Origin of the sequence: Enorma shizhengliae (genome assembly GCF_009676995.1) — a bacterium.
Lineage (GTDB): Bacteria > Actinomycetota > Coriobacteriia > Coriobacteriales > Coriobacteriaceae > Enorma > Enorma massiliensis.
Map to the genome: position 1 here is coordinate 126,789 of NZ_VTFZ01000002.1, position 21,093 is coordinate 147,881.

Here is a 21,093-nt window from a genome sequence, read left to right on the forward strand (position 1 = left end):
TACGAATTCGAAAAGCGGAGGGAGGCGGCGCGGTGACAGATCGGCTCGATGAGCTCTACAGACCTCAGATTGAGCAGTTCGGCATCACGCTCGAAGAAGCGGGCGACGCGCTTACCGGCGCGGTCTCGGATGAGCGGGCGCGGGCGCGCGTGGTCGTGTATCGGCTGAAAGGGCTTTGCGTCGTGACCTCTCATCGTATCGAGGTGAGAAGCGACATGGCATTTCACGAGCGCAGCGTGCTGGGCCTATGCGTGTGCACGCTGTCGGCCGACAGTCTCTCGCTTTGCCCGGTGGCCCAGCCGAACCGAGCGCAGCGCGCTGGCAACGTGGCCGTATTCGGACATGTCGATGACCCCCAGCGGTGCGTACTTCGCGCGGGGGATGTGCACGATGCGGTCTCGGTTACGTTCCTGCCCGAGTGGTTCTCGCGTCTCGAGGCGCGCGAACAGCGCTCCGCTCTAGAGCTTATCGATGAGCCGGGGAGTGCCTGCGAGGCGGAGCTCGCCTGCGTGCTCGACCGATGCCTGCGCTCCATGACGCCGCTGTTTGGCGGACGGCTCCTCGACGGCGCGTCCGCCCTGCGGGGCGCCGAGACCGCAGTGCGGACCGCGATAGCCTGGTTCGAGGAGCGGAGTCGTGCTGAGCGCGCTGCGGGCACGCGTGAGCAGGCACGGCTCGTGCGCGCGGCCGAGCGTCTCGTTGCGATGCGCATGGATGAGATGTTGACGCTCGACGAGCTCGCGCGCGCTCTGCTCACAAGTAGGACGCGCCTGTGCGCCGTGTTCCGCCAGGAGACGGGAGAGAGCTTGGGGGCGTATATCCGCAGGTCGAAGATGGAGCGCGCGCGTCAGCTGCTCGAACGGGGCGGGCTCAGCGTCTCCGAGGTCGCTCGCGGCGTCGGATACCCTCGCGTTTCGAGCTTCACCGTTGCCTTCGAGCGTGCCTTCGGAATGCCGCCGAGTGCGATAGGCAAGTGAAGGCGACCTCGTCGCCGGCCGTTTGGCACGTTCGATTGCGACCAAAATGGCCCTGAAGTAATGCAGTGGGTCAAAACTATCGCCAAAGGATCGGATTTTGAGGGACGAGCGAAGTAGACGGTTTCACCCCATCGCGTTTACCTGCGGTTTCTACGCAACGTTCATGGGATGTACTCGGGCAGTCCCCGAAAATCCGATCCTTTGGCGATAGTTTTGCTCAGGCGCCGTCCGCGCATCCCATATTCTGCGGGAGTTGCCATGCCATGCGGCCAGCACCCGTCTGGCCGAGCGAAGGACCCGTCCTCTTGGCGATGGGATTGCCGGAAAAGCGGCCGTTCGCCACAGCAGCGGCTTTTGGCTATGTGCCGGCTAGTTCAAGCTTGCGTCGATTGCAGATTCCGCAGCCGAGAGACGTTGCTCGATATCCTCCTCAGAACAGCCGATGGCCACGGAGAGCTCTTCGAGCGAACGGCGGCGCGCCTCCTTGAGCACACGCGCATAGTAGCTGCTCGGCTTCTTTGCTTGGCGTTCGGCAAGCCGGATGCGGTGGTGCATCGTCTTCGCCACGCGCACCGTCTCGGGCGCTCCTTCTTTGAGGAGCTGTTTGAAATGGGTTTCTTCAAGTGAGCTGTTGCGCTCGGTAAAGGGGTCGCATTCGAGGTCGCCGTAATGCTCGATGAGGTTTTCGGCCTCCTCGCGCGAGATGGCCAGGTGAAGTCGATTGGATTGCGCGAGCGGGTACATCATGCGCGTCTTCGCGTGCCCTTGCTTGCATTCAAGGATGATCATGGGCGTGGGGGCGTCTTCGTCGAAACCGGTGACGGTGCAGACTCCCTGCCCGGGGTGAATAACGTGCTCTCCGATACTGAACATGCTTCCTCCAACTATTAAGCTACCTTGATATATAGAATACCACGTTTACGTGCTGATTTATGCCGATGTCCCTCAAAATGAACACGAAGGGCACGATTCGGATGCATCGGGCGAGCCCCGTTCCTTTGTGTATAGCGCGTTCGAGATTCCTCAGCTCCCGCGCAGCTCGCATGGGGTGTGCTATAGTTCAACTACTTGTATGTGCGTGCCCTGGGAGGGTACCGAAGCATTTTTCAAGGAGGAATTGCATGCCCGAGAAGATCGAAGAGCTGGTTCGCGCCGCTCTCGCCGCCGCCCAGGAGGCCGGCGACCTGCCCGCATTCGAGCTGGAAGATTGTGGCATCGAGCGACCGGCGGACACCTCTCACGGCGAGTGGACCTCCACCATGGCGTTGAAATCCGCCAAGCTCGCCCACCAGGCTCCCCGCGCCATCGCCGAGGCGATCGTGAAGTACCTGCCCGAGAGCGACGTCGTGGAGAAGGTCGAGATCGCCGGCCCCGGCTTCATCAACTTCTACCTCTCCGTCGCAGCGAAGAACGCCGTCTTCGCTGAGGCGCGTGAGCAGGGCATGGACTTTGCGAAGTCCAACGTGGGCGGCGGCCTCAAGACCCAGGTCGAGTTCGTGTCCGCTAACCCCGTGGGCCCCATGCACGTGGGTCACGGCCGCTGGGCCGCGCTCGGCGACTCGATGTGCCGCGTCATGGAGCACGCCGGCTACGACATCGAGCGCGAGTTCTGGATCAACGACTACGGCAACCAGATGAACACCTTCGGCAACTCGATCTCCAAGCGATATATGCAGCTTGCCGACATCATCGAGAAGCAGGGCTGCGATATCGACGCCGCGCGCGACTTCCTTGCCAAGGATCGCGACAACTACGTTCAGGACGAGGCTGACGAGCATCCCGATAGCCATCCCTACATGGATGACTTCACGGCCGACCTGGGCAAGGACTCCTATGGCGGCACCTACATCATCGACGAGGCGGCTGCCTTCTGGAAGACCGACGGCGACAAGTGGGTGAACGCTGATTCTCAGGAGCGCATGCTCAGCTTCCGCGAGCGCGGTTACCAGAAGATGCTCAAGGACATGAAGGAGACCTGCCACGACGTTCGCTGCGACTTCGATGTGTGGATGAGCGAGCGCACCATGTACCAGAAGGACTGGACGGGCACCTCGCCGGTGGAGCGCGCCTACGACAAGCTCGACAAGATGGGCTATCTCTACCGCACCGACGACGGCGCGCTGTGGTTCAAGTCCACCGAGTTCGGTGACGACAAGGACCGCGTCATCCAGAAGTCCAATGGCGACTACACCTACTTCTCGTCCGACATCGCCTATCACTGGAACAAGTTCCAGCGCGTCGACCGCGTTCTCGACATCTGGGGCGCCGACCACCACGGCTATATCGCGCGCGTGAAGGCCGTGTGCGACGCTCTTGGCTACCCCGGGCAGTTCGAGGTGCCGCTGGGCCAGTTCGTGAACCTCCTTCGCAACGGCAAGCCGATCCGCATGTCCAAGCGCAAGGGCACGATGATTACGTTCCGCGAGCTTATCGACGAGGTGGGCGCCGATGCGGCCCGTTACACGCTCGTGAGCCGTTCCTCCAACCAGACCATCGACTTCGACATCGAGAAGGTCAAGGAGAAGACGGCCGATAACCCCGTCTTCTACGTGCAGTATGCTCATGCGCGCATCTGCTCCATCCTGCGCAAGGCCGCGGGCGTCACGCCCGAGCAGGCCGACCTCATGGGTATGGAGAACGTGGCCATCAAGGCCATCTACGGCGACGTCGACTACTCGCTGCTTACCGATCCCACCGAGCTCGCGCTCTCCCGCAAGCTCTCCGAGCTTCAGGATCTCATCGCCGGCGCAGCCCGCGACCGTGCCCCGTTCCGTATCACGCACTATGTCGAAGAGCTTGCGTCTGCGTTCCATAGCTTCTACGCCGCTTGCCAGGTGCTGCCGAGCGAGGGTCGTCCGGTCGATCCGGCGGTCGTCCGTGCGCGCCTTGGCGCCTGCGACGCCGTGCGCTCGGTGATCGCCCTCTGCCTCTCGCTCATCGGTGTGTCCGCGCCTACGCAGATGTAGGTTGAACGAGCCTTCGGCTCCCATGGGAAGGCCCCGGAGGGTTCCTCCGCGCGTGGTCCTCGCTGCTCGGCAGAGCCGAGCAGCTGCGGGAAACGCGCGAAGGAATCCCTCCGGGGCCTTCTTGCGTCTCGGGCTCGTGGTCGGGGATGTAGAGAAAGAAATGGGGGTGGGGGCTCGGCGCTTCGCGCCGTTGCCCGTGCACGGGCCTTGGGGATGGGGTGTGGGAAGGGACTCGGCGCTTCGCGCCATTGTCCGTGCACGGGCCCTGGAAACGAGGCGGTGGGAGGGGCTCGGCGCTGCGCGCCGTTGCCCCTCTGCACGGGCTTTTCCAGAGCGGATGGCGACCGCTTCCCCAGGTTGAGGGCGGTAAGGGTTTCCGGTTCGCGTTGCGGGTGAAATGAGAGCAACGGGACAGTTATTGTGTGGGATAATGACGAATAGTCAATAACGCTTGGGCGGATGATCGGGGTTGAGTGAGCCGCCCTCGAATGGTTGGGAGTGCCTATGGGTTCCTTCGTCTTGTCTTGTGAGTCGACGGCGGATTATCCGCGCTCGTTCTTCGAGGCGCGCGGCATCGAGTACACCATGTTCCACTACGAGCTCGATGGCGTCGTTCATGAGGACGACCTGTACCAATCCGTCACGCCCGAAGCGTTCTTCGGTGCGCTCAAAGCGGGTTCGACCTCAAAGACCTCGCAGGTGAGCGTGGGCGAGTACACCGAGTTCTGGAAGCCGATGCTCGAGGCGGGCAAAGACGTCCTGCACCTCACGCTCTCCTCCGGCATTTCGGGCACCTATAACTCCGCGGTCATTGCGGCGCGCGACCTTGAGGCCCAGTATCCCGATCGAACGGTGCGCGTGGTCGACTCACTTGCCGCATCGGCGGGCTACGGCTTGCTCATGGATTACCTTGCCGACATGCGCGATGCCGGGGCAACGCTCGACGAGGCGGCTACGTGGGCCGAGGAGCATAAGCTTAACGTCAACCATTGGTTCTTCGTCTCTGACCTCGATTGCCTGAAGCGCGGCGGCCGCGTTTCCTCCACCAGCGCGCTCATTGCGACGGCACTCAAGATCTGCCCGGTCATGAACGTCGACTATCAGGGAAAACTGATTCCGCGCGAAAAGATTCGCACCAAGAAAAAAGCCATCGTCGAGCTTGTGAAGAACATGATGGCCCATGTTGAGGACGGTGCGGCATACACCGGTAAATGTTCGATCTCGCATTCTGCCTGCAGGGAGGATGCAGAAGAGGTCGCGCGGCTCATCGGCGAGCAGATTCCCGCGCTCAAGGGCAACATCACCATCAACAATATCGGCACCGTCATCGGTTCGCATACGGGCCCGGGCACCGTTGCGCTGTTCTTCATGGGCGATAAGCGCGTCGATTAGCGAACGCGCTGCTGCTCGTCAGCTGGCATCGCGCGCTGCTTCGCATGCCTCTGTTGCGGGCCGCTGCCACGCGAACTCGATTTTTCTTGATGCGATGGTTCTGCCGCCCTCGGCTTCCGGTATCTGGTAAGCTGTCGGGCGATAGGGGCTGCAAGAAGGGACGGTGACTATGAGCGCCATGGATATCATCCAGCCGCTGGGTATCGTCGTCGGCGTGATCGTGATCGTCGCCGTCGTCTACTTTGCTGGCACGGCTATCAAGGCGCGCAGGGAAGAGCGCCGTGCTCAGTCGGGCCGCGGTGGGCGGCACCGCCGGTAGCGATGAAGCGGCAAGTGGTGCCGTGGTATCGATCGCTCAGCTATGTTGCAGGCGAGCTGGCTGCCTTGGCAGCTGGCTCGCTTTTTTGCACCGCGCTAATCCTTTTTGGCTGATTTTGGGACAGTCCCATTTTGACGCTTTCGTGGGTCAATTTGGGACTGTCCCATTTTGATGGATGGGCCGGAGCTGATCCGCAGGTCCCGTGGGCACCAGGAGGCGAGGTGGGCACCCGCTGGCAGCGCGCGCTTTATTGCTTTTTGATAAGGGCAAGGTAGAAGCCCTCGAAGCGCTGGGAGGGGCAGACGGTAACAGTTCCCTCGACGGCGCTTTTCAGCGTGGGGATCGACCCGTCTTCAAATGCGTCTGCAAGCGCACGCGTGCTGGCAGGCAGGGGCCTGGTGTCATCGTCTGCAATCCCAGCTTGCTGCGGGTTGAGCGGCACGATGCTGCAATCGCGGTGTCGCCGCAGCGCCGCCGCCACCTGCTCGCCGTTTTCCTGAGGCAAGATTGAGCACGTAGAGTAAAGGAGCGTGCCGCCGGGCTTGAGGACGGTGAGGGCACGGTCGAGAAGCGCTCGCTGGGAGCGAGCCGTCTTGGCGAGAAGCTTGCCCGTCATGCGGTTCTCCGCGCGATCGTCGCCCAGACGAAACGTTCCCGTTCCCGTGCAGGGTGCGTCGAGCAGGATATGGTCGAAGGAGAAGAACTCATCGAGCCGCCGCGCGTCTGTGCGCATGATGTTGACGCCGTGCACGCCAAGTTTGCTGAGGTTGTAGGCGAGCTTTTCCGCGCGAGGCGCGCTCATCTCGCACGCGGTGATATGCGCCGTGCCTCCTGTGAGGGCGGCAATCTGGGAGGTCTTGCCACCCGGTGCAGCGCACATATCGAGGACATCGGCCCCATCGCGTGCGGCAAGGGCGAGCGGTGGAAGCATCGAGGAAAGGCTCTGCAGGTAGACCTTACCTTCCTGATAGAGCTCAAGCTCCCATACCGTTTTCTCGCGCAAGCCATCGCCCAACACGAACGCGTCTTCATACCATGGAACGCGCGCGAACGGAATACCCCTCTCGGTAAGCTTTTCCGCCACTTCTTCTGGCGTCGTCTTAAGGGCATTGGCGCGCAGGGTGACGGGGCGAGCTGCGGCGGCCGCAAACCCAGCCTGGACGCGTTCGGCCTCCTGGTCGCTCATAGCTGCGCATGCCTGATCGATGAGCTCCGGCGTGCGGGGCAATGGCGTGGTGGTTGATCCTGCGTTCATGAGGCCTCTCAGAGAGCGTGTCGCGCGGTGCTGCCCGCGCCTTGTAACGGCTTCTGCATGGTAGCAGATGACACCCCGTGCACGCACGGACATGACGCCATGCACCCGCGCGGGCGCATGCGAGGATTTGGAGGCGTTGGGGCCAACCCAGGGGCTCCTAGCACGCTATCCCTAGGACGATGAGCCCCACGCAGAGCGCAAGCGCAGCAATATCGCGCCAAGCAAGGGGGTAGCGCTTGTACGCGGAAGCGCGGGTTCTCAGGTAGAATCCGCGCTGCTCTGCCGCGAGCGCCGTGGCATCCGTCTTGCCCACGCTCGAGATGAGCAGCGGAATGCAGAGCGGCAGCATGAGGCGAAGCTTCTTGAGAGGGTTGGGGGTGTCGTACTCCACGCCGCGCGCGGTCTGCGCTTCCATGATGGCGTTCATCTCCTGGCTGAATACCGGGACGAAGCGAAGCGCCGTGGTAAAGGTGAATGCATATTGGTACGGTACATGCAGCACCTCGACGCAGGCGTTCGCGAGGTCGGTGAGCTTGGTGGTTACGAGCGCGGGGATAAGCGGCAGCGCAAGGCAGAGGAGGCGCAGGCACACCATGAGGCCGAGCATGAGGCCCTCATTTGTTATGGAGAGGAAAACGGGCGTTCCCGAGCGCACGAAGATCGCCTGCATGACAAACATGATGATGGAAAGCGGGATGAGCAGCTTGAGAAACGACCGTACCTGGCGCATGACGTGCGCATAGGCACTCGCGGCGAGCGTGAGCGCGAGCAGCGCGACGAGCACGATGGGGGAATCCGCCGTGAGCGACGAAGCGATGAGCGCGACGGCAAGCGCGATCTTGGTGACCGGATTCAGCCGGTGGAGCAGCGTGGTGCCCGGTACGTAATCGATGACATTAACCATGAAGCACCAGCTCCTCGGTACATGAGACGACATCTAAGACCTCGTAGAGCCCGAGGAACCGGGGAGAGACCGTGCGCGCAAGCTCGTTCGCGAGCTCAACCACCTGAGGGGGCCTCATGCTCGCTCGCTTCATGAGGCTCTCATCGGCGAAGAGGTCGTGCGTGGGGCCGGCTGCGGCGATCTCGCCATCGGCCATGACGACGAGGCGCTCGGCAAAATCCGAGACGACTTCCATGTCGTGGCAGACCATGATGACGGCGCTCCCGCGGTCCGCCATGCGGCGCACGGTTTCCATGACCGTCATGCACTCGCGATAGTCGAGGCCGCTCGTCGGTTCATCCAGGATCACGAGCTCAGGCTCGAGGACCACGACCGAGGCAAGCGCCACCATCTGGCGCTGTCCACGCGAAAGCGAGAAGGGGGCTTCGCCGAGCGGCAAGCCGAAGTCCTCGGCTACTGCGCGCGCCCGTTCCCGGGCCGCCTCGGCGTCCACGCCGCCCAGCTCAAGGCCGAATGCGACCTCGTCGAGCACCGTGTCGCGGCAGATCTGATGGTCTGGGTTCTGGAAGAGCGTCGCCGCATGGCGTGCGATCTGGCTCGTCCTCGCCGTGCGCGTGTCGAGCCCCGCCACCTCGACCGTTCCCGAGGAGGGCTTGAGAAGACCGTTCACCAGCTTGGTCGCCGTCGTCTTGCCTGCGCCGTTTTGCCCTACGAGTCCTACGAATTCGCCGGGATAGACCTCGAGATTAAGGTGGCGCACCGAGGCGCCGCCGCCAGGGTAGGTGTAGGTAACATCTTGCAGGCGCACGACGGGCGCGCTCCCGGGTTTCACAGCGGGCCGGCGCGGGCTCTCTGCCATGCCGCACTCGCCGGGGATCGCGGTGGTGGCGCGGGCAGCGCCTGCGGCCGCAGGGGCGACTACGGTGGCGCGGTCGGCGCCTGCGGCCACAGGGGCGTCTGCGGCAGCGCGGTCGGCGTTTGCGGTCGCCGCAGCTCTAGGGGCGGGGGAGGAGGCTTTGCACAGGTTTTGGATGAGCAGCGAGGCCTCCCGAACGTTCAGGCAGGGCTCGCCGGCCTCTATGAGCCCGCGCGCAGCAAGGCTGTTCGAGATGCGCGTTACGCGCGGGCTGTCGACGCCGATGCTCCGCAGCTCAGCGCTATGGGAGAACACCTCGCTCGGCGTGCCCTCGAGCGCTATGCGTCCACCCTGCATGACGGCGATGCGGCTCGCATATTCAGAGAGAAGCGCGACCTTTTGCTCGATGATGACCACGGTGACGCCGAGCTCCCGATTGATGCTGCGCAGGGTTTCGAACACCATGCGCGAGCTGGCGGGGTCGAGCGCCGCCGTGGGCTCGTCGAGAACGAGGACGCGCGGCCGAAGGGCGAGGATGGCGGCGATGGCAACTTTCTGCTTTTGCCCGCCGGATAGCGTGGCGATATCGCGCTCGCGCAAATCGGCGATGCCCACGGTTTCAAGTGCGTCAATAACGCGTTCCTCGATTTGGCTGTGCGGAACGTCGAAGTTCTCGAGCCCGAAGAGCATCTCGTCTTCTACGACGGATGCCACCATCTGCGTGTCGATATCCTGCAGAACGCTCCCCACGATCTGGGAGATATCGGTTAAGGTGACCGCGCAGGTATCTTTGCCGTCAACGAGGACGCTGCCGAAGAACGGGCCGGTGTAGTGATGGGGGATCGCCCCGGACATAGCCGAGGCGAGTGTGGTTTTGCCAGCGCCGGATGGCCCGATGATGCCGAGGAAGTCTCCGGGGCTCACGCTGAGCGTGACATCGTCAAGCGCTCGGGCGCTTGCCTCTCCATACGAGAACGATACATGATCGATGCGAATGATGGGGTCCATTGCGGGCCGGTTCCCCTTCCTGTGGGTGTGCGTCCGCCCCGTTTGCACGGCCGGGGCGGAACATGGTTTCTAGTCGGCGAGCTTGAGCGCCTTCTTGATGGGCAGGTACAGCGCGCCCACGATGATAGCGTTGGCCACGCCCGTACCCAGTACGACGGGGAGCATGATGAGGAGGGTGGCGTTGACGGTGCGGAGGGCATAGATGACGATGACGGCGTAGATGAGACCGGAGAGCGTCGTGGTAACGAAGGTGCCGAGGACGGGCACGATCGCCTTGGCCTTGCCCTTCATGCCGGCCGCGACGATGAGCGCCATAACGAGGGCCGCGATAGGCTCGGCGATGAGGTCCGGGCCCTTGACCGAAGCCGAGATTTGGATGACGGCGCCCGCGATGAGTCCGATGACGAGCGCCTGCGCGGGCTTGGGCCTGACAATGAGGATCTCGAGACAGAACGCCGCGATGATGAACTCGGGGCTGAGCGTGCCCACGGTGAGGGCAGAAAGCGCCTTGCCGACCGTCATGTTGAGGATGAAGCCGGCTGCCAGCAGGATGGCGAGCAGCACGAGGTTGCGGATGTCAAGCCCGCCACGCTCGGAGGCGGTTACGGTGCGGGGCTGGGAGAAGTTGTTCTGAGGCATGGTGATCAACCTTTCTTGTCGATGGAAGAGGGGAGGTGAAAGTGAGTTGCTGCTCTCATTGGCGGCGGGCGCCCGGAGAGTGTTCGTTGAGGCGCGTGATACGAAAAAGGCCCCCGGTCGAAGCGGAGGCCTTGCTAGATACCTATGGGTAAGGCGCAGGAGCTACCGTCGACCGACCGTATTCGCATCACGCCACCACCAGTTCATGAGGGAGTTGTTGAGCATGGACATCATGGTGGCGGCTCCTTTCGGTCAATCGAGAGTTCGTAGCCGAGCTACCTTGCGTCGCACTATAGCACAGCAGAGCGCGCCGCGGGGAATATTTCCAGCGCGTTTCGAAGCGCCCCATGAAGCGCGTTTCCGGGCGCGTTTCGGACGCTGCCGCATTTTCGGGCGACATCTAGACACGGTCAACGTCTTCGGGCGACATCCGGACGCAGCCGACGTCTTCGGGCGAGATTCTTCCATCTGAACGGCCTGAAACGTCCAGATGTCGCCCAAAGACGCGTGCAGTGTCCAAAAATCGCCCGAGAGCGCACACGGTATCCAGATGTCGCCCAAAGACGCGTGCCGTGTCCAAAAATCGCCCGAGAACGTGCGCGGCGTCCAGATTCCGCCCGGCAACACGGAGCATGCGACGCGCGGGCGCTGCTACTCTTGGGAATCGGCGCGGAGGTTCGAGAACTCGTCAACGATGATATCAAGGCATTTCGGCAGCACTCGGGCGCCAAACACGCCCGAGTTATTGGGTATGACCTCGCCGTCGAACTGCATGCCGAGTGAGGGCGTGCAGGTAATCTTGGCGGTTTTCGCCTGGAAGGTCTTGAACTGCGGCCGCCCGAGCCCGCGCCCGGCGGGGTCGAACACCGCGGCGGCCACGGTGGGCAGAAGCCCTACGAGCGTCGTGGGCTCCACGACAGCGATGTCGATGAGCCCGTCGTCCATGCGGCAATCGGGGAACAGGTTGATTTCATTCTGGATGCTGGCGGTGTTGCCCACCATGCACGAGATGCCGTCAAGTTCGTCGACTTCGCCGTCATGCTCGATGGTGAAGTGCGCCACCTGCGGTTCCGGGGTGGAGAGGGCTGAGAGCACGTAGGCGATCTCGCCGATATCGTTTTTCGTGGGCGCTGCTTTCTCCATGATGGTGGCATCGAAGCCCGATCCGGCGATGTTGATGAAGCCGTGCCGGCGCGTCTCGCCGGATTCATCGACCCAGAACAGCTCTCCCATGTCGACCTTCGCCGTGATGCCGGCGCGGCAGGCTTGAGCGAGCGCGGCTGCGTCCGGGGCGTTGCCTACGTTTTGGAAGTAGAGGTTTGCGGTGCCGGAAGGGAACACGAGGATGGGAACGCCGCAGTCGCGGAGGTGGTCGAGAACGTTCGCGACCGTTCCGTCGCCGCCCGAGACGACGATGCGGTCAAAGGACCGGGCGTCTGCCACGGCCTCCTCGGTCTCCAATGCCTCGCCGATGCACCTTATCACGACCTCGTCGCCTGTGGCGAGCAAGGCATGAATGAAGGTGAATATTTCGTCCGAATGCGGACCCGACGCAAGGTTGTGGACGATGAGACAGCGCATACCCTGTTCCCGTTCTAGCCGAAGGCGAGTATAGTTACAGACAGTAATGCCGTTATCCTACCCCGTGACGCGTCGGGGTTCCTCGAGACGACGGGGGAGCATGTATATTTCCACAGAAGCGGATCTTGCAGCGTTTTGCGACCGCGCGGCCGCCTTCGACGCCGTTGCGGTCGACACCGAGTTCTTGCGCGAGCGCACCTACCATCCGCGGCTCTGCCTGGTGCAGGTCGCAACGCCCGAAGAATCGGTCGCCATCGATCCCATCGCCCTCGGCGACCTCGCCCCGCTCGCGGACCTGCTTGCAAACGAGCGCGTCATCAAAGTCTTCCATGCGTGCCCGCAAGATATGGAGGTCCTGCTGCAGTCGCTCGGCGTGCTTCCCGCTCCGATCTTTGACACGCAGGTCGCGGCAGCCTTCTTGGGCGAGCGCCTGCAGACCTCATACAACGGCCTCGTTCATGCCTTCTTGGGAATCTCGCTGCCCAAAAGCGAGTCGCTCACCGATTGGTCGCGCCGCCCGCTCACGGAGAAGCAGCTCGAATACGCCCTCGATGATGTGCACTATCTCATTCAGGCCTATCACGTCATGGTCGAGCGGCTGCAGCGGCTCGGCAGGCTCTCGTGGGTGCTCGACGAGATTCGGCCGCTCGCCGAGCGCGCTCATTACGAGGTCGACCGCCGGCAGGTCTATAAGCGCGTGAAGCGCGTGAGCTCTTGCACGCGTCGCCAGCTGGGCGTGGCTCGCGAGCTCGCTGCCTGGCGCGAGGGGAGGGCCGAGCGGTATAACATCCCGCGCAAATGGGTGATGTCCGACGAGGTGCTGCTCGCTCTCGTTAAGCGCGCGCCGCGTGACGTTTCGAATTTCCGCAGCATCCGAGGGACCGAGCAGCTATCCGAAGACGATGTGACGGCCGCCCTCATGGCTATCGGGCGCGGCCTCAGCTGCCCGTCCGACCATCTCCCGCCCGTCTTCCATGCGCGGAAAGCGCCCTCAAGCGATCTGGAGAGCGTCACAGACCTCATGTACGCCCTCATCCGCTTGGTTTCGGATCAGACGGGCGTGGCGACGGCCATGATCGCATCGCGCGACGATCTTGCCGAGTACATCGATCATCCCGAGCGGAGCCGCCTTCGCGACGGCTGGCGCTTCGAGCTTTTGGGCACGCGCCTGGATGATCTGCTTTCGGGCAACATGGGCCTCACGGTCAAGGACCGCAAGATCGAAATCCTGTAGAGCGGGAAGAATTCGCGCCTAAAGCCCGCCCCCTCCTTGATGAAGATGGGGAGCGGATGCCTTGTCATAGATGTTCCCCGCTGATATGGGTACAACATGCTCGTTCGTCATCAATGCGAGAAAGTGAGGGCATATGCCGCTCTATTATGGATACGGGTATGGCTACGGGGCGATGTTCGACCCGTTGTACCTAGTGGTCGTTATCGTTTCGCTCGTCTTGGGCCTCGCGGCGCAGGCCTATATCAACCGCGCCTACCGTACCTGGTCCAAGGTTTCCTCAGATGGATGTTCCGGTGAGGACGTCGCCCGGCGCATGCTCGAGGCGAACGGCTGCGGAGCGGTGGGCATCCGCCGCGTGAACGGGCACCTTACCGACCACTACGACCCGCGCGATAACAACCTCTACCTCTCGAGCGAGAACATGCTCGGCGGATCGGTCGCCTCGGTCGCGGTCGCCTGCCACGAGGCGGGGCACGCGGTGCAGCGCGCCCGCGGTTTCAGCATGTTCAAGATGCGCCAGGCGCTCGTACCGGTCGTTAACTTCACCCAGAGCGTCTGGATGATCGTGCTTTTGCTCGGCATCTTCATGAACATGGCGGGGCTCACCACGATCGCAATCGCGCTTTTCGCGTTCTCGGTCGTCTTCCAACTGGTCACGCTTCCCGTTGAGTTCGATGCAAGCCGCCGTGCGATTGCCTACATCCAGGAATCGGGTATGAGCGCACAGCAGGTCGAGGGCGCGCGCAAGGTGCTCACCGCTGCGGCGCTCACCTATGTGGCCGCGGCCCTTACCTCGATCTTGCAGCTCCTGTATCTGTTGGCGCGCACGCAGCGCTCGCAGAACGACTAGCGCCCTGCCCGAAAAAACGTGTCCGGGCGGCGCGTTAGACTGCATGGAGCATGAGAGAAGGGAGCCAGGTGTGGAGGGATGGAATCTAACGGGGGCTCGTGCGGGGTCGTCTGCCGCCGGGCAGCGCCCTTCCGCGCGCCGAAGCGGGGGGTCTCAGGGAGGCTTTCCGTGGGAGGGCCCGGATACCCCAGCTGCCGCCAGCCGCGACGATGAGGCGCTCTCGGTATCGCAGGCCGTCGAGCTTGCTGCCGGCGCGCTTGACGCGCTGCCGACGCTAACCGTCATAGGCGAGGTCACGGGGTTTCGCGGCCCTAACGCGCGAAGCGGTCACTGCTATTTCCAGATTAAGGATGACGGCGCGGCGGTCGACTGCATCATCTGGCGCGGTGTGTACGGGAAGCGGTCCTTCGACCTGCGCGACGGCATGCAAGTCCAGTTCACGGGCAACTTCAACCTGTACAAGCCCACGGGGCGCATGAGCTTCGTGGCAAAGACGTTCTCGCTGGCGGGGGAGGGGCTGCTGCGCCAGCAGGTGGCTGCGCTTGCCGAGAAGCTTCGCCGCGAAGGCCTTATGGACGAGGCTCGCAAGCGCCCCATCCCTGCGTTCTGCACGCGCGTGGCCGTGGTCACGTCGCTTTCGGGGGCGGTGATCGACGACGTGAAGCGCACGCTCCGTCGGCGCAACCCGTTGGTGGAGCTTGTGTGCGTCGGAGCCAAGGTCCAAGGGGAGGGGGCGCCTGCCGAGCTCATATCGGGCCTAGGGCGCGCGGCGGCCATGAGGCCCGCCCCCGATTGCATCCTGCTCGTTCGCGGCGGCGGATCCTACGAGGACCTCATGACCTTCAATGACGAGGCGCTCGCGTGTGCGGTGGCGTCGTGTCCCGTTCCGGTTGTGACGGGCATCGGGCACGAGCCGGATACCTCGATCTGCGATATGGTGAGCGACCGGCGCTGCTCGACGCCCACCGCTGCGGCGGAGTCGGTGGCCCCTGCCATGAGCGACCTAGCGGACCTCCTTTCGTCGCGCGGGCATCGTCTCGCGCTCGCTGCGTCATCGAGGGTCGAGGGCGCTCGCGTGCAGATCGAGGGCCTGGACGGGCGCATATCGAACGCCATGGCCTCGCGGCTCAAGGGGCTCGGCGCCGCGCTCGACGCGGCCGCATCGCGCCCCTGCCTCAAGAGCCCTCAAGCTATCGTGGAGCGCCGGCGCGCCGAGCTCGCGCAGACCGCCGACCGCCTGGCTGCGAGCACATCGGGCTTCGAGGTGCGCGGCCATGCGCTTGCGCTCGCATCGGAACGCCTGGTCAATCAGGGCCGCAGCCTGCTGCGAGCACGGTCGGCAGAGCTTGCGTCCAGCGCGGCTTCGCTCGAGGCGCTTTCACCCCTCAAGGTCCTTGCGCGCGGGTACGCCATCGCCTACGGGGAATCTGGCGTGGCCACCAGTGCCGCCTCGTTTGAGCCGGGTGCGCCTGTTCGCGTGCGCATGGCAGACGGCGACGTGTATGGATCGGTAACAAAGGTGGAGATGCTCGATGCGCGGGCATCCCGGCACGAATAGAAAGGTACGGCTATGGCAGAGCAGAAAAAGGTCGAGGAGCTGACCTACAAAGAGGCTTCGCAGGAACTCGAGCGAATCATTCGCTCCCTTGAGTCCGGCGATATGGAGCTCGAGGATTCGCTTGAGAGCTATACGCGCGGCGTCGAGTTGCTGAAGAGCCTTCGCAGCCGCTTGAGCGAGGCCGAGCAGAAGGTCTCCATCCTTCTTCAGGACGTTGACGGTACGGATACCCTCGTGCCCGCCGACGCAGCTTCTACCGACGACAAGCTCAGCTTCTAGCTTGCTCTGCGAGGCAGGTGCGGCGCGCTACAATGGGAGCAACGGGGCCGCACTGGGACCCACTTCGAAAGGAGCTCGCTTTGACCGACACCGACTGCATCTTCTGCAAAATCGCGTCCCACGAGATTCCCTCGACCATCGTGTACGAGGACGATCTGGTCATCGCGTTCGATGACCTTTCTCCGCAGGCTCCCGTGCACACGCTGGTAATTCCCAAGGATCACTACCGGGATATCACGGACGGCGTGCCGGCGGAAACGCTCGCTGCCATGACCCATGCCATCGATGAGGTGGCGCGCGCGAAGGGGCTTACCGACGGCTTCCGTGTCATTACCAACAAGGGTGCGGATGCCGGGCAGACGGTCATGCACTTCCACATGCATGTTCTCGGCGGAAAGCCGCTTGGCGAAGGGCTTCTCTAGCCGCCGCCCCGATGGTGATTCGGGGTATGATTAATCCTATGCAGCGTCCATATGCGGTCCAACCGCCCGACCAGAGGGAGTCACATGAACGTTCTCGTTATCAACGCAGGCAGCTCATCGCTTAAATACCAGCTGCTCAATACCAAGACGCGTGAGGTGTTTGCCAAGGGCAACGCCGAGCGCATCGGAATCGATGGGTCGTTCATCGGCCATAGCGAGCATGGTGGCCCCAAGGCCAAGACCCCGGTCGAGCTGCCGGATCACCGCACCGCTTTGCAGGAGATCTTCAAGCTGCTCAAAAGCGTTGACGTCAAGATCGAGGGCATCGGCCACCGCGTGGTTCAGGGTGGCTGGTACTTCCCCGAGTCGGCTGTTGTGACCGACGAGACGCTCGCCCAGGTTCGCGAGGTCGCGCCCCTCGCGCCGCTCCACAACTATGCGGAGGCCGACGTCATCGAGATCTGCCGCGACATGTATCCCGAGCTTGGCAACGTGATCGTGCCGGACACCGCATTCCACTACAACATGCCCGAGCACGCATGGCGCTACGCCCTTCCGCGCGATGTGGTTGAGAAGTACCACATCCGCAAGTACGGCGCGCACGGCACGAGCCATCGCTATATCTGGCGTACGGTCAACGAGTTCACGGGCGGTTCCACCCGCAAGCTCGTGAGCTGCCATTTGGGATCGGGCGCGTCGCTTTGCGCCATCGAGGACGGCCGTTGCATGGACACCACCATGGGCCTCACCCCGCTCGACGGCCTCATCATGGGAACGCGCTGCGGCACCCTCGACCCTGCGACGGTCTTCTATCTCTACCGCGAGGCCGGCATGTCCATCGATGAGATCGACACCATGATGAACAAGCAGTCCGGCCTGCTCGCCGTCTCGGGCCTTTCCTCCGATTCGCGCGATATTCGCGCCGCCGAGCACGATGGCGATGAGAAGTGCATCATGGCCATCTCCATGTACAACTATCGCTGCTCTCAGCTCATCGCCGAGATGGCCGCATCGATGCAGGGCATGGATACGATCGCCTTCACGGCAGGTACCGGCGAGGGCTCGTCCGAGATCCGCTACAAGATCTGCGACCTGCTCGGATGGCTGGGCGTCAAGATCGACCCCGAGCTCAACGAGATCCAGTCCGATGACGCGCGCGTTATCTCTGCGCCCGACTCTGCCGTCAAGGTGCTCGTGGTTCCCACCAACGAGGAGCTTATGATCGCCCTCGACGTCGAGGCGCTGCTGGGCTAGCCGGCACATCTCGCCGGGCGGCCGCGTAGGACGTCCAGCGGTTAACGTTCGGTGTGCGCGAGCTCATGGAATTGTTTGCAGGGGTCTGCATGCGTTATGCTTGCAGACCCCTTGTCTATCATGTGGAGATGGGAGGTCAGGAATGAGAGACGCGTTTTCGACGCTCCACCCGGGCGTGCTCATGCTCTATTTTGCCGGCGTCATTGTGGCGAGTATGTTCATCATGCATCCGGTGTGCCTGGCCATCTCGCTGCTCTCTGCAACCGCATATGCGCTCTATCTTGGCCGGCGGCGCGCCCTCCGGTTCGTGCTAACAGCAGCAGTTCCCATGCTGGTGCTGTTCGCGGTGCTCAATCCCGTGGTCAACCATGCCGGGGACACCGTGCTTGCCACGGTGCTCGGCGCGCCCCTCACGTTGGAGTCGATTGCCTACGGTCTCGCCGCAGGCGATATGTTCGTCTCGGTCATCACGTGGTTCTACTGCTGCAACAGGGTAATGGCTTCCGACGCGGTGCTCTATCTCTTTGGCGGGATTGCGCCCTCGCTCGCCCTGCTCGTCACGATGGTGGTCCGGCTCGTTCCGCATCTGGGTGTCCGCGCCCATGCTATCATCCGCGCTCAGCGAGGTGTTGGCTGCGACGTGGGAGAGGGGACCGTCGTGGAGCGGGCGCGCCGCGGCCTCAAGGTCATCTCCATCTTGACGAGCTGGGCGCTGGAGAGCTCCGTCGACGCTGCCGATTCCATGCGTTCGCGCGGGTACGGTTTGCCGGGGCGCACGCGCTGCGCGGCGTACCGTTTCACCGTGCGCGACGGCGTGGTTGCCTCGATTATCGCGATTGCAGAGGCCCTCGTGCTTGCGGGGTCCCTGGCGGGAGCTACAGCCGTCTCGTATCTTCCGGCAATCGTTCTTCCCGCTGCTGGCGCGCCGGAGGGTTTCGTGTACGCTGTCTGGGGCCTGCTCTGCCTGCTTCCGTTTGCTCTCGATTGTTGGGAGGGGCTCGCATGGGCGCGCTCGATGTCACGGGCCTAACGTTCACGTATCCGGGTTGCGAGAAGCCTGCACTGCTCGATGTGCGGTTCTCGGTTGCCTCAGGAGACTTCGTTGTGCTGTGCGGCCGTTCTGGGTCCGGCAAATCGACCCTGCTTCGTCATATGAAGGCTTCGCTCGCCCCCCACGGTGAGCGCACGGGTGGTGTTGCGTTCTTCGGCACTCCCATAGAAGAGGTGGACGAGCGCCGTCAAGCAGCCGAGATCGGCTTCGTGCTCCAGGACCCCGATAGCCAGTTCGTCTGCGATACCGTTGCCCATGAGCTTGCGTTCGGGCTGGAAAACCTTGGCGTTCCAGGGCCCCAGATTCGCCTGCGCGTCGCCGAGATGGCGAGTTTCTTCGGAATCCAGGACTGGTTCGATGAGGAGGCATCGAGCTTATCGGGCGGGCAGAAGCAGCTCGTGAATCTCGCCGCCGTGATGGTGCTCCAGCCTCGCCTGATTGTGCTCGACGAGCCGACCGCGCAGCTCGACCCCATGGCGGCAACGGAGTTCTTCGACACGCTTCGTCGAATCAATAGGGAGCTTGGAACGACGGTCGTGCTCTCTGAGCAGCGGCTAGAGGAGGCACTGCCGTGGGCCGACCGGGTGCTTGCGCTTGAGGGCGGGCGCGTGCTCGCCTACGACGAACCGCGTGCCGTTTGCCGTGCGCTCGCCGCGGCGGGTAGCGATATGTTCCAGGCGATGCCGACTGCCGCGCGGGTGTGCGCCGCGGTGGAGGGTGCTTCCCTTCGCGCTTCCGAGCACGTGCCGCTTACCGTGCGCGACGGTCGGTCGTGGCTGGTTCAGCGCCAGCTTCATGGGGATGTCGAGGTCCCTGAAGCGCCGCGTCGTTCTTCGGAGCGCCCCATGGTCGAGCTCAGGGAGGTGTGGTTCCGGTACGAGAAGGGCAGAGACGACGTTTTGCGTGGCTGCACGCTCGCGGTGGATCGCGGCTCATGGCATTGCATCGTGGGGGCGAACGGCGCTGGTAAATCGACGATGCTGGGGGTCGTTGCCGGTCTCGATCGCCCGTACCGGGGGAAGGTGCTCGTGGACGGCCGCCCCGTGCACAAGATTCCTGCACGGGAGCGCTACAAGGGGCTGCTTGGCGTGATGCCGCAGAACCCCCAAGCGCTTTTCGTTGAGCGGACCGTCGGGCTCGACGTGGGGGAGATGCTCTCGCCGGCGCTGGATACCACGGCTCAAGCGGCAGAGGTGCGCCGCGTATGTGAGCTCGTGGAGATCGAGCACCTGCTTGACAAACACCCCTTCGATCTCTCGGGTGGGGAGCAGCAGCGCGTCGCGCTCGCCAAGATCTTGCTCCAGGCCCCGCGCGTGCTCTTGCTCGACGAGCCCACGAAGGGGCTTGACGCTCCGTTCAAGCGCAAGCTCGCCCAGATCATCCATCGCTTGCAAGATGATGGGGTAACCATCATCATGGTTTCTCACGATATCGAGTTCTGCGCGCGGAACGCCGATGCATGTTCGCTGATGTTCGGGGGCGAGATCGTCCATACGGCGCCGACCCGATCCTTCTTCGCGGGCAACAGCTTCTACACGACCGCGGCGAACCGTATGGCGCGCGGTATCGTGCCCGCCGCCATCATCGATGAGGATGTGATTCGAGCTTGTCAGATACGATAGGGGCACCATCGGGGCGAGAAGAGCGCAAGACGCCGCGGAACTGGCGTACCTTGGTCGCGCTCGGCGTCATCGTTGCGCTTTTTGCCTTTTTGCTGGCGAGCGGCGTTCGCCTGCAGACGGCGGGCATCTCGTTCAGCGTGGCCGGCGTCGATGTTGAATGGCGCCTCTATTACCTCGTCGCATTGCTCATCATCGTAGGTACGATGATCCCCTTCTTCGCGGTATTCGAGCGCAGGCGCTCCCAAGCGCGCGAGCTCGTGGTGCTGGCTACCCTTTCGGCGCTTGCCGTGGCGGGGCGCGTCGCATTCTTCTTCCTGCCGCAGTTCAAGCCGGTCTGCGCTATTGTGGTGATAGCCGGTGCCTGCTTTGGCGGGGAGTCGGGTTTTCTCGTGGGTGCCGTTGCCGGATTCGTATCCAACTTCTTCTTCGGACAGGGCCCGTATACGCCATGGCAGATGTTCTGCTTCGGCATCGTGGGTTTCGTTGCGGGCCTGCTCTTTCACAAGGGGCCCCTCAAGCCTACGCGCGGTGCGCTTTGCGTATATGGAGGCATTTCGACGTTTGTTCTATATGGGGGCGTGATCAACCTGGGGTCGCTTCTCATCATGGGCATGCCGCTCACTCCGGCGGCGATCATCGCGTGCTATGCGAGCGCACTGCCCTTCGACCTCGTCCATGCGGCAGCGAGCGTCTTTTTCCTCTTCGTGCTCGGCGTTCCCATGCAACAGAAAATCGAGCGCATCAAAACCAAATACGGCCTCAACGATTAATAGCCCCGCTGGCCACAATCCTGATCGTTACCCACGCACGATCCCGCCCTTTTCAAGGCTCCGTCTTGAAAAGCAGGGTCCCAACCCCCTTTCATTTCCCCACCCTCGCAGTCCTGAGCCGAAGGTGCAGCCCTCCCGGGTGTTGCCCGCGAGCGA

Annotated in this window: 19 protein-coding genes; 13 read left to right on the top strand and 6 right to left on the bottom strand. The window is 63.2% G+C overall.

All coding sequences use genetic code 11. The annotated features are described in order from the left end of the window. Positions 1–32 precede the first annotated feature (32 nt). Complete coding sequence (locus GJE22_RS10220; protein WP_186297381.1) at positions 33–977, top strand: helix-turn-helix transcriptional regulator; 945 nt, start codon at positions 33–35, stop codon at positions 975–977. A 369-nt stretch (positions 978–1,346) separates the two neighbouring features. On the opposite strand, the gene GJE22_RS02955 is transcribed toward GJE22_RS10220, so the two are convergent. Then, positions 1,347–1,850 (bottom strand): CarD family transcriptional regulator, encoded by a 504-nt coding sequence (locus tag GJE22_RS02955; RefSeq protein WP_144687746.1) that lies wholly within the window; start codon positions 1,848–1,850, stop codon positions 1,347–1,349. A 248-nt stretch (positions 1,851–2,098) separates the two neighbouring features. On the opposite strand from GJE22_RS02955, the gene argS reads away from it, so the two are divergent. From argS to GJE22_RS02970, 3 genes are all read left to right on the top strand, one after another. Further along, complete coding sequence (gene argS / locus GJE22_RS02960; RefSeq protein WP_144687747.1) at positions 2,099–3,943, top strand: arginine--tRNA ligase; 1,845 nt, start codon at positions 2,099–2,101, stop codon at positions 3,941–3,943. A 504-nt stretch (positions 3,944–4,447) separates the two neighbouring features. Beyond that, positions 4,448–5,335 carry a DegV family protein gene (locus GJE22_RS02965; RefSeq protein ID WP_144687748.1) on the top strand — a complete coding sequence of 296 codons (888 nt, stop codon included), beginning with the start codon at positions 4,448–4,450 and terminating at the stop codon, positions 5,333–5,335. Positions 5,336–5,498: 163 nt separating this feature from the next. After that, entirely contained in the window at positions 5,499–5,654 is a 156-nt protein-coding gene (locus GJE22_RS02970; RefSeq protein WP_154324076.1) for a hypothetical protein, read from the top strand. 247 nt (positions 5,655–5,901) lie between these two features. Here the strand turns inward: GJE22_RS02970 and GJE22_RS02975 are convergent, their stop codons facing one another. The 5 genes from GJE22_RS02975 to GJE22_RS02995 form a co-directional block, all read right to left on the bottom strand. Further along, a complete protein-coding gene (locus tag GJE22_RS02975) occupies positions 5,902–6,909 on the bottom strand; it encodes an RsmB/NOP family class I SAM-dependent RNA methyltransferase (RefSeq protein WP_235895759.1) in 1,008 nt (335 codons plus the stop codon). Between the two features lie 157 nt (positions 6,910–7,066). After that, a complete protein-coding gene (locus tag GJE22_RS02980) occupies positions 7,067–7,813 on the bottom strand; it encodes an energy-coupling factor transporter transmembrane component T family protein (protein WP_144687749.1) in 747 nt (248 codons plus the stop codon). Next, on the bottom strand, positions 7,806–9,677 hold the full coding sequence (locus tag GJE22_RS02985; protein ID WP_144687750.1) for an ABC transporter ATP-binding protein: 1,872 nt from the start codon (positions 9,675–9,677) through the stop codon (positions 7,806–7,808). Before GJE22_RS02985 ends, GJE22_RS02980 begins: the two co-directional genes overlap by 8 nt. A gap of 69 nt (positions 9,678–9,746) precedes the next feature. After that, positions 9,747–10,316 carry a hypothetical protein gene (locus GJE22_RS02990; RefSeq protein ID WP_144687751.1) on the bottom strand — a complete coding sequence of 190 codons (570 nt, stop codon included), beginning with the start codon at positions 10,314–10,316 and terminating at the stop codon, positions 9,747–9,749. A gap of 651 nt (positions 10,317–10,967) precedes the next feature. Next, a complete protein-coding gene (locus GJE22_RS02995) occupies positions 10,968–11,897 on the bottom strand; it encodes a diacylglycerol/lipid kinase family protein (RefSeq protein WP_144687752.1) in 930 nt (309 codons plus the stop codon). 100 nt (positions 11,898–11,997) lie between these two features. Between GJE22_RS02995 and rnd the strand changes: the two genes are divergently transcribed. The 9 genes from rnd to GJE22_RS03040 all read left to right on the top strand — a co-directional run bounded on the left by rnd (position 11,998) and on the right by GJE22_RS03040 (position 20,937). Further along, positions 11,998–13,131, top strand: coding sequence for a ribonuclease D (rnd, locus tag GJE22_RS03000; RefSeq protein WP_144687753.1), 1,134 nt, complete (start codon positions 11,998–12,000; stop codon positions 13,129–13,131). Positions 13,132–13,264: 133 nt separating this feature from the next. Then, a complete protein-coding gene (locus tag GJE22_RS03005) occupies positions 13,265–13,981 on the top strand; it encodes a zinc metallopeptidase (protein ID WP_144687754.1) in 717 nt (238 codons plus the stop codon). A 70-nt stretch (positions 13,982–14,051) separates the two neighbouring features. Next, complete coding sequence (gene xseA, locus GJE22_RS03010) at positions 14,052–15,539, top strand: exodeoxyribonuclease VII large subunit (RefSeq protein WP_235895760.1); 1,488 nt, start codon at positions 14,052–14,054, stop codon at positions 15,537–15,539. 12 nt (positions 15,540–15,551) lie between these two features. Further along, positions 15,552–15,818, top strand: a complete 267-nt coding sequence (gene xseB / locus GJE22_RS03015; protein ID WP_144687756.1) for an exodeoxyribonuclease VII small subunit — start codon at positions 15,552–15,554, stop codon at positions 15,816–15,818. Between the two features lie 32 nt (positions 15,819–15,850). Beyond that, a complete protein-coding gene (locus tag GJE22_RS03020) occupies positions 15,851–16,240 on the top strand; it encodes a histidine triad nucleotide-binding protein (protein ID WP_051008448.1) in 390 nt (129 codons plus the stop codon). 84 nt (positions 16,241–16,324) lie between these two features. Further along, a complete protein-coding gene (locus GJE22_RS03025) occupies positions 16,325–17,494 on the top strand; it encodes an acetate/propionate family kinase (protein ID WP_144687757.1) in 1,170 nt (389 codons plus the stop codon). Positions 17,495–17,636: 142 nt separating this feature from the next. Then, positions 17,637–18,524, top strand: a complete 888-nt coding sequence (locus tag GJE22_RS03030; protein WP_144687758.1) for an energy-coupling factor transporter transmembrane component T — start codon at positions 17,637–17,639, stop codon at positions 18,522–18,524. Then, positions 18,497–20,167: an ABC transporter ATP-binding protein gene (locus GJE22_RS03035; RefSeq protein ID WP_144687759.1), complete on the top strand. Its 1,671-nt coding sequence runs from the start codon at positions 18,497–18,499 to the stop codon at positions 20,165–20,167. The genes GJE22_RS03030 and GJE22_RS03035 overlap by 28 nt, the downstream gene beginning before the upstream one ends. Further along, positions 20,152–20,937, top strand: coding sequence for an ECF transporter S component (locus GJE22_RS03040; RefSeq protein ID WP_218957881.1), 786 nt, complete (start codon positions 20,152–20,154; stop codon positions 20,935–20,937). Before GJE22_RS03035 ends, GJE22_RS03040 begins: the two co-directional genes overlap by 16 nt. The last annotated feature ends 156 nt before the right edge of the window (positions 20,938–21,093 follow it).

Coding starts and splice junctions, on each gene's coding strand:
- GJE22_RS03025 (WP_144687757.1), top strand. CDS start 16,325: ATGAACGTTCTCGTTATCAACGCAGGCAGCTCATCGCTTAAATACCAG.
- rnd (WP_144687753.1), top strand. CDS start 11,998: ATGTATATTTCCACAGAAGCGGATCTTGCAGCGTTTTGCGACCGCGCG.
- argS (WP_144687747.1), top strand. CDS start 2,099: ATGCCCGAGAAGATCGAAGAGCTGGTTCGCGCCGCTCTCGCCGCCGCC.
- GJE22_RS03035 (WP_144687759.1), top strand. CDS start 18,497: ATGGGCGCGCTCGATGTCACGGGCCTAACGTTCACGTATCCGGGTTGC.
- GJE22_RS02975 (WP_235895759.1), bottom strand. CDS start 6,909: ATGAACGCAGGATCAACCACCACGCCATTGCCCCGCACGCCGGAGCTC.
- GJE22_RS03030 (WP_144687758.1), top strand. CDS start 17,637: ATGAGAGACGCGTTTTCGACGCTCCACCCGGGCGTGCTCATGCTCTAT.
- GJE22_RS02965 (WP_144687748.1), top strand. CDS start 4,448: ATGGGTTCCTTCGTCTTGTCTTGTGAGTCGACGGCGGATTATCCGCGC.
- GJE22_RS02995 (WP_144687752.1), bottom strand. CDS start 11,897: ATGCGCTGTCTCATCGTCCACAACCTTGCGTCGGGTCCGCATTCGGAC.
- xseB (WP_144687756.1), top strand. CDS start 15,552: ATGGCAGAGCAGAAAAAGGTCGAGGAGCTGACCTACAAAGAGGCTTCG.
- GJE22_RS02980 (WP_144687749.1), bottom strand. CDS start 7,813: ATGGTTAATGTCATCGATTACGTACCGGGCACCACGCTGCTCCACCGG.
- GJE22_RS03020 (WP_051008448.1), top strand. CDS start 15,851: ATGGGAGCAACGGGGCCGCACTGGGACCCACTTCGAAAGGAGCTCGCT.
- GJE22_RS03005 (WP_144687754.1), top strand. CDS start 13,265: ATGCCGCTCTATTATGGATACGGGTATGGCTACGGGGCGATGTTCGAC.
- GJE22_RS02985 (WP_144687750.1), bottom strand. CDS start 9,677: ATGGACCCCATCATTCGCATCGATCATGTATCGTTCTCGTATGGAGAG.
- GJE22_RS02955 (WP_144687746.1), bottom strand. CDS start 1,850: ATGTTCAGTATCGGAGAGCACGTTATTCACCCCGGGCAGGGAGTCTGC.
- GJE22_RS02990 (WP_144687751.1), bottom strand. CDS start 10,316: ATGCCTCAGAACAACTTCTCCCAGCCCCGCACCGTAACCGCCTCCGAG.